The sequence below is a fragment of the Jiella endophytica genome (genome assembly GCF_004519335.1).
GTDB lineage: Bacteria > Pseudomonadota > Alphaproteobacteria > Rhizobiales > Rhizobiaceae > Jiella > Jiella endophytica.
Map to the genome: position 1 here is coordinate 648636 of NZ_SOZD01000002.1, position 12744 is coordinate 661379.

Here is a 12744-nt window from a genome sequence, read left to right on the forward strand (position 1 = left end):
TCTTGGCGAGGGAGCGACGTGTTTCCGCTCAGACCCTTGCCACGACGGCCTCGCGCCGCGCCGCCCGGCCCTCAAGGCAGATCTCGAACCGGGTCCCCGGCTGGTCGCGGTCGGCAAGGCTGATCTCGCCGCCATGCGCCTCGACGATCTCCGCGGCGATCGGCAGGCCGAGGCCGGTTCCGCCGGATCGCGCCGAGCCGCGAAACGCCTTGAAGAGATTTTCCCGTGCCACCTCGGGAAGCCCGGGCCCGGTGTCCTCGACGAAGATCGTCAGCCCGCCCCAGCCACCGGCGCCGGCCGAGGCGATCTGCGCCCCGGTGCGGATCTGGCGGACCACCATCGACGGATCGTCGCCCCCGGAAGAGAGCGCCTCGACGGCATTGCGGCAGAGATTGAGGATCACCCGGTGGAACTGGTCCGGATCGACCATCGCGACGAGATCGTCCGGCACCGCGTTGACCAGCCGGATCTGCGACCTCGGATCGAGGGCGAGCGTCTCATAGACGTCCTCGACGAGCATCCGCAGCCGCACCTCGCGACGCACCGGCTCGCTTTCGACCGCGCGGCCATAGGCGAGCACCGACTGGGTGTAGTGCAGCGCCCGGTCGAGGCTGCGCAGCAACAAGGGCGCGAAGCGCTGGACCGTCGGGTCCTCGATCGTCGCCAGCCGGTCCGAGATCATCTGGCTCGAGGCGAGGATGTTGCGCAGGTCGTGATTGATCTTGGAGACGGCAAGGCCGAGATCGGCGAGGTGGCGCTGCTCGCGCAGCGTCTCGGTCAGCCGCCGCTGCATGGCGGCGAGTTCGACCTGCGCGACGCCGATCTCGTCGTCCCTGTCGCTTGGCGCGATGATCCTGTCGGTATCGGTCGGATTGGCGCCGAAGCGCATCATCGAATGGGTCATGTGAAGGATCGGCCGCACGAGATAGCGGCTGATCGCGGTATAGACGAGAAGCGCCGCGAACATCGCGATCGACAGCGAGAGCAGGAAGACATTGCGGGAATAGACCAGCATGGCGGTCCGCAGCGGGCGCTCGGACATCACCACCTCGGCCCGGACGGAGCCGTCGCCGACGGCGCCCTGGACGCGCATCAGCCGATCGCCGCCGAGGATCAGCGTGTCGAAGGCGCCGAGGATCATCGCCATCATCGTCTCGTCGGAGAGATTGATCTGCAGATCCGGCACGCCGACGGTCTCCGCCCTGGCGAGGAGGCGCGAGGCATCCTTGTCGTCGATGGCGATCAGCTGCGCGTCGAGCGCCTTCAAAAGCGCCGATTCCTGGTTCGGGCCGAGAACCGAGCCAGGCCCGGCGTCGACCTCCTCGGAGGCGAGCCCCGCCACCGCAACTGTCTCGGTCTTGGCGGTCAGCCAGTCATAGCGGAATCGCGAGACCGAGGGGACGAAGATCAGGACTTCGGCGAGCATCACGGCAAGCGCCGTGATCACCAGGATGCGCGTCGACAGCCGCCGCCGCAGCTTCGGCATCGGCTTTTCGCCGGCCGCGCCTTCCGATCTCGCTGGATCGTCCAAGAATGTCCCCGCCTCTGACCTTCCGGCGCAATGCACACAGCGCCCGTACCGATGATGATACGGCTGCCGGACGCCTGTGGTTTCAGCCCCCCGACTGAAACCCCTTGCGCAACTCCACCACCCCCTTCAGCCGAACCGGGCGAGCAAGCCGACCAGCCGACGCACGAAGGGCTTCTCAGTATAGGGGCGATAGTAGACCGTCGCGGCGCGTTTTCCAATTTCCGAGAGGGTCGGATAGGGCGACACGAAGTCCCTGAGATCGGCGACGCTCATCTTCTTGCCGACGACGAGCGACAGCATGTTGGTGATCTCGCCGGCCGCCATGCCGACGACCCCGGCGCCGATCACCCGGCCCTTGCGGCCGAGAACGAGCTTGATCAGGCCGCTGGTGTGGCGTTCCGCCTGGGCCCGGTCGTTTTCGCCATAGGGCCAGCGCAGCACGTCGTGAAGGTCGCCGGCAGCCTTCGCCTCGGCCTCGGTTGGGCCGACCTGGCCGAGCTCGGGATCGGTGAAGGTGACATGTGGCAAATGGTCGCGCCGCTCGCGCACCGGCAGGCGGAAGAGGATCGGCCTGAGGACGAGGCCGGCCTGATAGTTGGCGACATGGGTGAATTGCGGCCCGCCGGCAATGTCGCCGACGGCATAGACCCGGCGATTGCTGCTGCGGAGATCCGGTCCGACCTTGATGCCCTTGGCGTCGTAGTCGACACCAGCCGCGTCGAGGCCGAGGCCGGCGACATTCGGCGCCCGGCCGACGGCAACGAGGAGATGGCTGGCGTCGATCGTCTCGGGGGAGCCGCCGGTCTCGATGGTGATCCGAGGGCCATTTTCGCCGCGGGTGACGCCGACGACCTTCGCCTTGTCACGCAGCTGCACGCCTTCCTCGCGCAGCCTGCCGAGGACGATCGCCGTGAGTTCCGGATCGTCCCGGGAGAGGAAGCTGCCGCCCTCGAGCACCGTGACCCTCGAGCCGAGCCGGCGATGGGCCTGCGCCATCTCGATGCCGATCGGGCCGCCGCCGACGACCACCAGATGGTCCGGACGCTCCCTGAGCTCGAAGATCGTCTCGTTGGTGAAATAGGGTGTTTCGGCAAGGCCCTCGATGGGCGGCACCAGCGGCGACGAGCCCACCGCCACCACATAGCGCCGCGCTTCGACGATCCGCCCGCCGGCCGAAACGGTTTTCTCGTCGACGAAGCTCGCATCGGCCTGGATCACCGTGACGCCGAGGCTCTCGAAGCGCTCGACGGAATCGTTCGGCTCGATCGCGGCGATGACGCCCCTGACGTGATCCTTGACTGCGGCGAAATCGATCTCCGGCTCGCCGACCCGGATTCCGAAGCGGCCGGCCTCGCGGATCGCCGCAACGTGCTTGCCGGCGGAGATCAGCGCCTTGGACGGAACACAGCCGTAGTTGAGGCAGTCGCCGCCCATCTTGCCGCGCTCGATCAGCACCACCTTCACGCCGAAGGCGGCGGCAGCGGCCGCGGTCGTCAGGCCGCCCGAACCGCCGCCGATGACGCAAAGATCCGGCTTCAAGATTGGCGCCATCGCCGCCTCCGATATGTCCGTGAAATTCGTCTCAGCCGGCCCGCTTGCGCAGCACCGTCTTCTTCAGCACCACGCCGAGAATGGCGAGGCCGGCGAGCCCGACAAGGGCGATCGTCATCTGCGGTGTGACGAGATCGGCGATCGCCACCTCCCCCTCCCCGACATTCACCAGCGCCTGATCGAGGCCGGAGCCGAGAAACGCATAGACCATCGAGCCTGGAATGATGCCGAGAAAGGTGGTGACGACATAGGTGCCGAGGGAAACCTCGAAGAAGGCCGGCGCCACATTGACCACGAAGAAGGGCAGCACCGGCGTCAGCCTGAGGAGCAAAAGATAGGTGAAGGCGTCGTCGCGAAAGCCTTCCGCGAACCGCGCGATCGCGCCCTTCGATTTCCTGCGCAGGACATCGCCGAAGGCAGTGCGGGCGGCAAGGAACAGCACCGTCGCGCCCAGCGTCGCGCCGATCACGGTCAGCGCGCCGCCGGCGAACCAGCCGAACAGGAAGCCGGAGGCGACTGTCACCAGCGAGGCGGCGGGGAAGGACACCGCGACGAGCACGGCATAAAGGAGAACGAAGCCGGCGGCGGCGAGGACCGCATGGTCCGCCACCCATTCCTTGAGATCCTCGCGGCTGTCGAGAAAGAACTCGAGCGAGATGTAGCGATGGAGGCCGAGGGCATAGGCCAGCGCGAGCGCCGCGATCAGGCCGACGATCGGGAGATAGCGGGAAAGCCGCCGGCCGGCGGGCGGCGCCATCTCGGGCGTCGAAGGGGGCTCGTCGCCCGTCGCCATCGCGTCTACCCGCTGCTTCGTCCTCGCGATCGGCATGTCGGTCCAGTCTCCGGCTATCGAACGCGCGAGGTGGCGGCACGAGACAAGCCGCCCCCTACAATCGGGCCGGCGGAAGATGCACGGCACGGGCATGAATCGACTTCGCCCGGCAACGCCGCGACGTTACCGGCCGGACATCTCAAATTGGAAACACGCTTGCGTCAACCAGGCGCGGCGCCTCGCGACATGCGTCAGGCGGCGCGTCGCATCGGCGAGCGCAGCGCCTCGCCGACCTCGTCGAAGAGCCGCATCGCCTCGGGCCTTGCCGTCAGGCCGATCGTGCTGCCGCGCTCGATCGAGACCTCGCCCGGCAATTTCGCGACGAAGGGCTCGTCGGCCCGGCCGATGTCGACATAGACGAGGGTGACCTCGCCGAGGGACTCGGTCAGGGTCACCGGGCCACGGAACGGCGCGCCGGCGTCGGTGGTGATGGATAGGTCCTCCGGTCGGATGCCGAGATGGGCCGCCCGCCCCTGGGCGGAACCCGGCGTCGCGATCGGCAGATCGACCTTCGAACCGCCCTCGGGAATGACCCGCGTGGTCGCCCCGGCGCTTTCGATCGTCGCCGGCAGGATGTTCATCGACGGCGAGCCGAGAAACTTCGCGACGAAGAGGTTGTCCGGCGAATTGTAGAGATCCATCGGCGAGCCGACCTGCTCGACATGGCCCTTGTTGAGGACGACGATCCGGTCCGCCAGCGTCATCGCCTCGACCTGGTCGTGGGTGACGTAGATCATCGTCGTGCCGGCCATCTTCTCGTGCAGCCGGGCGATCTCGATGCGGGTCTGGACCCGCAGCGCCGCATCGAGATTGGAGAGCGGCTCGTCGAACAGGAACACCGAGGGATTGCGGGTGATCGCCCGGCCGATGGCAACGCGCTGTCTCTGGCCGCCGGACAGCGCCTTGGGCAGCCGGTCGAGATAGGGCTCGATCTGCAGGATGCGGGCCGCCTCGCGCACCCGCCTGTCGATCTGCTCCTTGCCGGCTCCCTTTTCCAGTGTCAGCCCGAAGGCCATGTTGTCGTAGACGGTCATGTGCGGATAGAGCGCGTAGGACTGGAACACCATGGCGATGCCACGCTGCTTGGGGGTGAGCGCGTTCACCACCCTGCCGCCGATCTCGAGCGTCCCGCCGGTAATATCCTCGAGCCCGGCGATGACCCGCAGCAGCGTCGACTTCCCGCAGCCGGAGGGGCCGACGAAGACGACGAATTCGCCGGCATGGATGTCGAGGTCGATGCCGTGCAGCACCTCCACGGTGCCATAGGCCTTGCGGACTTTCGTAAGCTTGAGATTGGCCATCAGATCCTCCCAAATCCGCGACGCCTAAAGGGCGCCGATGAAGCCGTCGTGGTCGTCGAAAAGCAGTGTTTCCCCGTCGATGCGTCCGGCCAGGCCGTGGCCTTCGAGCGGCGCCGGAGCAAAGCCTTCCGGCAGCGCGAAACGCGCCTCTCCGGGCGACAGGTTGAAGACGCAGAGGAGCCGTTCGTCCTCCCCCTCGCGGACGAAGGCGAGGATGTGTTCGGGCGCGTCGAGGAACGAGATCGCCCCCGTCGCGAGGGCCGGATGGGCTTTGCGAAAGGCGACGAGCCGCCGGTAGAAATAAAGAAGCGAGGCGGGCTCGGCCTCCATCCGGTCGACCGCACGCTCGACATGCTCTGCCGGAACCGGCAGCCAGGGCCGGACGGTTGAAAAGCCGGCATTCGGGCTCGCCGCATCCCAGGCCATCGGCGTGCGGCAGCCGTCGCGGCCCTTCACCTCCGGCCAGAAATTGATGCCATAGGGATCGACGAGATCCTCATAGGCAATGTCGGCCTCGGTCAGGCCGAGCTCTTCCCCCTGATACAGGCAGACCGAACCGCGCAGTGTCAAAAGGATGGCGGCGGCGAGCCGCAACGTCCGCTCGGTCTCGCGGGCGCCTGCGGTCCAGCGCGTCGCGTGACGCGGAACGTCGTGGTTGGAAAACGCCCAGCAGGCCCAGCCGTCCGGACCTGCCTCCCCGAAACGCTCGACGATCGAGCGGATCGTCGCGGCCAAGGGCATGTGGCCCGAGAGGAAGTCGAAGGCGTAGCACATCTGCAGCCGATCCGAGCCGGTCGTGTATTCCGCCATCAGTTCGACGCCGCGGATGCGCTCGCCCACCTCGCCGACGGCCATCGCGCCGTATTCGTCGAGGAGCGCCCGCAATTCGGCGAGGAAGATCGTCACCTCCGGCCGGTTCTTGTCGAAGACGTGATCCTGGAAATTGTAGGGCTGGTTGCGCGAGGCCATGACCTCCGATTGGAGATCGTCGCCGAGCGGCGGATTGTCCCGCAGCGCCGCGTCGTGGAAGTAGAAGTTGGCCGTGTCGAGCCGGAAGCCGTCGACGCCGCGCTCCAGCCAGAAGCGCACATCGGCGAGCAGCGCCTGGCGCACCGCCGGATTGTGGAAGTTGAGATCCGGCTGCGAGGCGAGGAAATTGTGCAGGTAATACTGCCGGCGACGGGAATCCCATTCCCAGGACGTGCCGCCGAAGACCGAAAGCCAGTTGTTGGGCGGCGTGCCGTCGGGCCTCGGCTCCGCCCAGACATACCAGTCGGCCCTGTCATTCTCGCGGGCCGAGCGGCTCTGGGCGAACCAGGGATGTTGGTCGGAGGTGTGGGACAGCACCTGGTCGATGATCACCTTCAGGCCCAGCCGGTGCGCCTCGGCGACGACGGCGTCGAAATCGGCGAGGGTCCCGAAGATCGGATCGACTTCCCGATAGTTCGAGACGTCGTAGCCGAAATCCTTCATCGGCGAACTCATGAAGGGCGAGATCCAGATCGCGTCGACGCCGAGGGAGGCGACGTAAGGGAGCCGGCTGGCGATGCCGGCAAGATCGCCGATGCCGTCGGCGTTGGAATCCTGGAAGGAGCGGGGATAGATCTGGTAGATGACGCAGCCGCGCCACCATTCGTGTGCGGCCGCCCTGGCGACGGGATCGCCGCCCGCAACAACCTCCCGCCTGTCGTCGAAGCGGCTCTCCATCAGGCGGCCGCCTCGAATGCCGCGTGATAGGTGATCTCTCCCTTCGGTACCGGCGGCATGAAGACCAGCCGCTGGACGTTGCGGGTGGGCAGGCCGCGATAGGTGAGCTCCGGATCGCTGGCAAAACCGAAGCGCGCATAGAAAGCCGGATCGCCGATGAGGACGCAGCCCCTCGCGCCGATGCCTTCGAGCCGGCGCAGGCCGTCGACGATGAGGGCCGAGCCGATGCCGCGCCGCTGCAGCTGCGGCCAGACCGAGATCGGCCCGAGGCCGTACCAACCCTTCTCGCCGCTTTCGATCGTCACCGGCGAAAAGGCGACATGGCCCATGATGCCGCCGTCTTCGTCGACCGCCACCAGTGACGGGATCATCGTTTCGGATTGCCGCAGCCGCTCGACGATCGCCGCCTCGCTGCCGTCGCTATAGGGCGCATCGCGGAATGCCGCTTCGGTGAGGGCGCCGATCACGGCGCTGTCGGCCGGTGTTTCGGGCCGGATGTGAACCGCCTCCGCCATCTTCAGCCCTTCACGCCGCCGGCGGTGAGGCCGGAGATGATCTTGCGCTGGAAGATCAGGACGAGGACGATCAGCGGCACGGTGACGATCACCGAGGCGGCCATGATCGTTCCCCAGGGGATCTCCTGCTCTGACGCGCCGGACAAGAGCGCGATCGCCACCGGCACGGTGCGGGTCGAATTGTTGGAAACGAAGGTCAGCGCGAAGAGGAACTCGTTCCAGGCGGCGATGAAGGCGAGGAGCCCGGTCGTCACCAGCGCCGGCCACATCAGCGGCAGGAAGACGCGCATGACGATGGTGAAGGGCGAGGCGCCGTCGACGATCGCCGCCTCCTCGATCTCCACCGGCAGGTCGCGCATGAAGGTCGTCAAGACCCACACCGTAAATGGCAGGGTGAAGATCATATAGGCGAAGATCAGCGAGAACAGCGTGTTGTAGACGCCTGCCGCGCGGACCATCTCGAACAGCCCGGCGAGCACCGCGATCTGCGGAAACATCGAGACGGCGAGGATCGTCAGAAGCAGGAGACCCCGCCCGGCGAAGTTGATGCGCGACAGGGCATAGGCGGCCGTTACCGCGAGGAACAGCGAGATGGCGACGACCACCACCGCGACGATCACCGAGTTGAGGATGTTGGTGGGAAAGACGCCGTTGGTGAGAACGCTCGTATAGTTGGCGAGCGAGAAATCCACCGGCAGATAGTTCACCCGGAAGAGCGCCGTGCCGGACTTCAGGCTGGTCAGGATCGCGTAGTAGAACGGGAAGACCGAGAACAGCACGATGAACACCACGAGGGCGTAGAAGCCGGTACGCTTGACGACATAGGGCATGGTCACTTCCCCCTGCCGCCGAGATCGAGCCGGGCGACCTTGATGTAGAACAGGGTGATGAAGGCGATCACCAGGAAGAGCAGCGTCGAGGCCGCCGAGCCATAGGCGAACTTGTCGAACTGAAAGAGATTTTCTTGGGCGAAGACCGACATCGACTTCGTCTGGGTGTTGTTCGGCGTCAGCACGTAGATCAGGTCGAAAACCCGGAGCGCGTCGAGGGCGCGGAAGATGACGGCGACGAGGATCGCCGGCCGGATCAGCGGCAGCGTCACCTTCCAGAACACCTTGACCGGGTGGATGCCGTCGATCTTCGCCGCCTCGTAGACGTCGCCCGGCACCATCTGCAGCCCGGCGAGGATCAGGAGCGCCATGAACGGCGTCGTCTTCCAGACGTCGACGATGATCACAGCCCACATGGCGGTGTCGGGATCGGCGGTCCAGGCGACGGGTGAGGACAGGATGCCGATCGACATCAGCATGTCGTTGAGGATGCCGAACTGGTCGTTCATCATCCAGGCCCACATCTTGGCCGAAACGATGGTGGGGATCGCCCAGGGGATCAGCACGGCGGCGCGCACGACGCTGCGACCTTTGAACTCGGCATTGAGAACGAGGGCGAAGGCGAGGCCGAGGATGGTCTCGATCGTCACCGAGATCACCGAGTAATAGACGGTGTTCCAGACGGCGTTCCACCATTGCGGATCGAAGAGCAGGCCGAAATACTCGCCCTCCCCGTCGCCATAGTCGACATATTCGTAATAGTTGCGAAGCCCGACGAACTTGGCGCCCTCGAGATCCGACAGGCTGGCGTCGGTGAGCGAGAACCAGATCGTCTTGACCAGCGGCCAGCCGGCGACGAGGGTAAGGACCAGGATCATCGGCGCGAGGAACAGCCAGGCCGATCTCAGGCGCTGGCGCGAAAGATCCGAGCGCGGCCGAGCCCCGGCCCGTTCGGCTTCGAGCGCCTTTTCGGTGGGCGGAACGCCCGCCTGAACGTTTGCCATCGTTACCTCCCGTCGGGCGCCCGATGCGCGAAGCCTCGCCGGTTGGCCGGTCTCTCAAGCCTCGACATCGTCCTTTCATCGCCCCGGCAGGGTGCCCGCCCTCTCCCGAAGCATGGCTCGCCGGGCCGCATCGACGGCCCGCCGGCAGCGAGGCGCGACACCCCCTCCCGGGGTCCCGCGCCTCAGATGGCGACTACTCCCACTCTCTGCGCTTGAGCCGGCGAAGCCGCTTCTCGAGCTTGTCGAGATTGTCGGCGGCGCTGCCGCGCCCGGCCAGCGTCTCGTTGACCGCCGTCCAGAACTCCTTGGAGACCTCGTTATACTGGCGCTTGGTGGGCGCCGAGGGCCGCGGTACGGCGTTTTCGACCACCTCGCCCCAGCTGGCGACGATCGGCTGGGCCTTGGCGATCTCGGGATCGTCATAGAGCGCGGTGATGGTCGGCAGGCGCGACTGGTTGAGGGCGCGCTGCTTCTGGGCCTTTTCCGAGCTCAGGAACTTCACGAGCTCGATGGCGGCGTCCTGGTGCTTGGAATATTTCGAGATGGCAAGGTTCCAGCCGCCGAGACAGGCGGCCGACTTGCCGCCCTCGCCGGCCGGCAGCGGCACCACGTCGAACTTGCCCTTCACCGCCGAATCCGCGCCGTTCGACAGCGCATAGGCATAGGGCCAGTTGCGCATGAAGACGGCGTTGCCGGTCTGCCAGACGCCGCGCGATTCCTCTTCCTTGTAGGAAAGGACGCCGTCGGGAGCGATGGTGCCGATCCAGCCCTTGACCATTTCGAGGGCGGCAGCGGCCTTTTCGTTGTTGATGGTGATGTCGCCTTCCGCCGAAACGATCCGGCCGCCATCACTGGAGGCGACCCATTCGAGGCCGTCGCAGGTCAGGCCCTCATATGGCGCGCCCTGGAAGACGAAGCCGGTGAGCTGGCCGTTGCCGGCCTCATGCTCCTTGTCGACGATCTCCTTGGCGGTTTCGGCGAGTTCCGACCAGGTCTTGGGGGGCTCCTTGCCGTATTTTTCCAGAAGATCGGTCCGGTAATACAGAGCCGGTGCATCGGTATACATCGGGAAGGCGACGAGCTTGCCGTCGACCGTCTGGGATTCGATGATCGAGGGATTGTGCCTGGGCGTCTCGTCCTTCATCGCATCCTTGAGGTCGACGAAGCTCCCGGCGAGCTGCGGCGCCCAGATCACGTCGGTGCGATAGACGTCGACATCCTCGTTGCCGGCCGAAAGCCAGAGCCGGTACTGACCGAACTGGTCGGTCGTCGAAGCCGGCATCTCCACGATCTTGACGGTGTGGCCGCTTTCCTTCTCGAACTCGTCGAGCTGCATGCGCAGCTCGGAAATGTCCTTACCGACCGAGCCCGAGACCAGCGCCAGTTCTTCGGCGCTCGCTCCGCCGGCGCAGAACAACGCACTCGCCGCCACGGCGGCGGCCATGTTGCGGAAATTCATCCACCTTCCTCCCTTGGTTGGTCGTCGATGCGACACCTGCCGGGCGCGTCTTGGCGACGTCTGAAGACGGCGGGCCTCCCAACCCGCACCACAGGCGTTTCCGCCCGCGTCTTTCCCGTTACAAAGAATGCTAGACGACCAACCAAGAAAGACAAGTTGTCTTGGCAAATTCGCCGGAGAGACTGACGCAAAGGACCGTGAAGATCACCGCCGACGGGAGATCGGCCCGATCGACGACTTTCAGGTGATCATCGCGGCGTGCAGCGACACTGCCGGCGTCTAGAAACGCCGGAAAACCCGGGAATTGCGCGCGCTCAGACGGTCAGGTGCTTCCTGACCTCGGGGTCGTCGAGACCCTCAGCCGGGCCTTCGAAGACGATCTCGCCACGATCCATCACATACACCTTGTCGGCGAGTTCCCGGCAGAAATCGAGATACTGCTCGACGAGCAGGATGGCGATGCCGGAATTCTCCTTGAGGAACCGGATCGCCCGGCCGATGTCCTTGATGATCGACGGCTGGATGCCCTCGGTCGGCTCGTCCAGCACCAGGAGCCGCGGCCGCGTCACCAGCGCGCGGCCGATGGCGAGCTGCTGTTGCTGCCCGCCGGAAAGGTCGCCGCCGCGGCGCGACAGCATGTCCTTCAGGACCGGGAACAGCTCGTAGACATGATCCGGGATCGAGCGCTCGGAGGCCTTGAGCGGCGCATAGCCGGTCTGCAGGTTTTCGCGGACGGTGAGGAGCGGGAAGATCTCGCGGCCCTGGGGCACGAAGCCGATGCCGCGGCGGGCCCGGTTGTAGGGCGCCTCGCGGCCGAGCGGATCGCCGTCGAGGGCGATCTCGCCGCGGCGGATCGGCTGCTGGCCGACGATCGCCCTCAAAAGCGAGGTCTTGCCGACACCGTTGCGGCCGAGGACGCAGGTGATCTCGCCCTGTTTCGCCCCGATCGAAACGCCACGCAGCGCCTGCGCAGCGCCGTAATAGAGATCGACATTGGAAACGCTCAGCATGGGGTGGTTCTCCCGTCGCGGCGGCCGAAGTCTGCGAGGCACGAAGCCTCGACGGTCGTCACCCCGGCCTTCCGATCGCCGCCGTGAAGTCTCCGGCCCAGCACCCCCATCTTGAGGTGCGAGTGTGCTCGAAGAGCGGGGAAGCCTCGAAGGGCGAGGATGCGATAGTGCCCCATGTCCCCTCGTCCTTCGAGGCTCGCCACGGCTCGCACCTCAGGATGAGGGGACGGATCCCGCCTCGCGACAATACACCGACTGCTGCTCATCGTCCGAGATACACCTCGATCACCTTCGGATCGTTCGACACCTTGTCGAGGGTTCCCTCCGACAGCACCGAGCCCTCGTGCAGGCAGGTGACCTTCACCCCGAGCGCCCGGACGAAATGCATGTCGTGCTCGACGACCACCACCGAATGGTGCTGGGCGATCTCGCGCAGGAGCCGGGCGGTTTCCTCGGTTTCGGCGTCGGTCATGCCGGCGACCGGTTCGTCGACCAGCAGGAGTTCGGGGTCCTGGGCGAGCAGCATGCCGATCTCCAGCCACTGCTTCTGACCGTGGCTGAGGTTCGCCGCATAGGTCTTTCGCCGCGCCGTCAGCCGCGTCGTTTCGAGGATCGTCTCGATCCTGTCGCGCTCCGCCCGGTCCTTGCGATGGACGAGCGCCCCCAGCACCGAGCGCGGCCCGGCCAGAGACAGGCGGATATTGTCCTCCACCGTGTGGCTCTCGAAGACCGTCGGCTTCTGGAACTTGCGGCCGATGCCCATGGAGGCGATCGCCGCCTCGTCGTGATGGGTGAGGTCGACATCGCCGGCGAAGAAGACCTCGCCCTTGTCGGGCCGGGTCTTGCCGGTGATGATGTCCATCATCGTCGTCTTGCCGGCGCCGTTCGGCCCGATGATCGCCCGCATCTCGCCCTTCTGGATGACGAGGGAGAGGTTGTTGATCGCCTTGAAGCCGTCGAAGCTCTTGGTGACGCCGTTGAGATAGAGCAGCGTGTCGCGCCGC

11 protein-coding genes are annotated in these 12744 nt (G+C 66.1%); all 11 read right to left on the minus strand.

Annotation, left to right across the window (positions count from 1 at the left end; all coding sequences use genetic code 11):
* Nucleotides 1-28 precede the first annotated feature (28 nt).
* Entirely contained in the window at nt 29-1486 is a 1458-nt protein-coding gene (locus tag E3C22_RS08095) for a sensor histidine kinase (protein WP_134761484.1), read from the minus strand.
* A 171-nt stretch (nt 1487-1657) separates the two neighbouring features.
* Nucleotides 1658-3082 carry a dihydrolipoyl dehydrogenase family protein gene (locus E3C22_RS08100; RefSeq protein ID WP_134761485.1) on the minus strand — a complete coding sequence of 475 codons (1425 nt, stop codon included), beginning with the start codon at nt 3080-3082 and terminating at the stop codon, nt 1658-1660.
* Nucleotides 3083-3113: 31 nt separating this feature from the next.
* Nucleotides 3114-3911, minus strand: coding sequence for a TVP38/TMEM64 family protein (locus E3C22_RS08105; RefSeq protein ID WP_245514848.1), 798 nt, complete (start codon nt 3909-3911; stop codon nt 3114-3116).
* A 194-nt stretch (nt 3912-4105) separates the two neighbouring features.
* Nucleotides 4106-5215, minus strand: a complete 1110-nt coding sequence (locus E3C22_RS08110; protein WP_134761486.1) for an ABC transporter ATP-binding protein — start codon at nt 5213-5215, stop codon at nt 4106-4108.
* A gap of 24 nt (nt 5216-5239) precedes the next feature.
* Complete coding sequence (locus tag E3C22_RS08115; protein WP_134761487.1) at nt 5240-6922, minus strand: alpha-glucosidase family protein; 1683 nt, start codon at nt 6920-6922, stop codon at nt 5240-5242.
* Nucleotides 6922-7437: a GNAT family N-acetyltransferase gene (locus E3C22_RS08120; protein WP_134761488.1), complete on the minus strand. Its 516-nt coding sequence runs from the start codon at nt 7435-7437 to the stop codon at nt 6922-6924. The genes E3C22_RS08115 and E3C22_RS08120 overlap by 1 nt, the downstream gene beginning before the upstream one ends.
* 2 nt (nt 7438-7439) lie before the next feature.
* Entirely contained in the window at nt 7440-8267 is an 828-nt protein-coding gene (locus E3C22_RS08125) for a carbohydrate ABC transporter permease (protein WP_134761489.1), read from the minus strand.
* 2 nt (nt 8268-8269) lie between these two features.
* Complete coding sequence (locus E3C22_RS08130) at nt 8270-9271, minus strand: carbohydrate ABC transporter permease (RefSeq protein WP_134761490.1); 1002 nt, start codon at nt 9269-9271, stop codon at nt 8270-8272.
* Between the two features lie 193 nt (nt 9272-9464).
* Nucleotides 9465-10730, minus strand: a complete 1266-nt coding sequence (locus E3C22_RS08135; protein WP_134761491.1) for an ABC transporter substrate-binding protein — start codon at nt 10728-10730, stop codon at nt 9465-9467.
* A gap of 314 nt (nt 10731-11044) precedes the next feature.
* On the minus strand, nt 11045-11740 hold the full coding sequence (gene urtE, locus E3C22_RS08140; protein ID WP_134761492.1) for an urea ABC transporter ATP-binding subunit UrtE: 696 nt from the start codon (nt 11738-11740) through the stop codon (nt 11045-11047).
* 262 nt (nt 11741-12002) lie between these two features.
* Complete coding sequence (urtD, locus tag E3C22_RS08145; RefSeq protein ID WP_134761863.1) at nt 12003-12731, minus strand: urea ABC transporter ATP-binding protein UrtD; 729 nt, start codon at nt 12729-12731, stop codon at nt 12003-12005.
* Nucleotides 12732-12744: the final 13 nt, after the last annotated feature.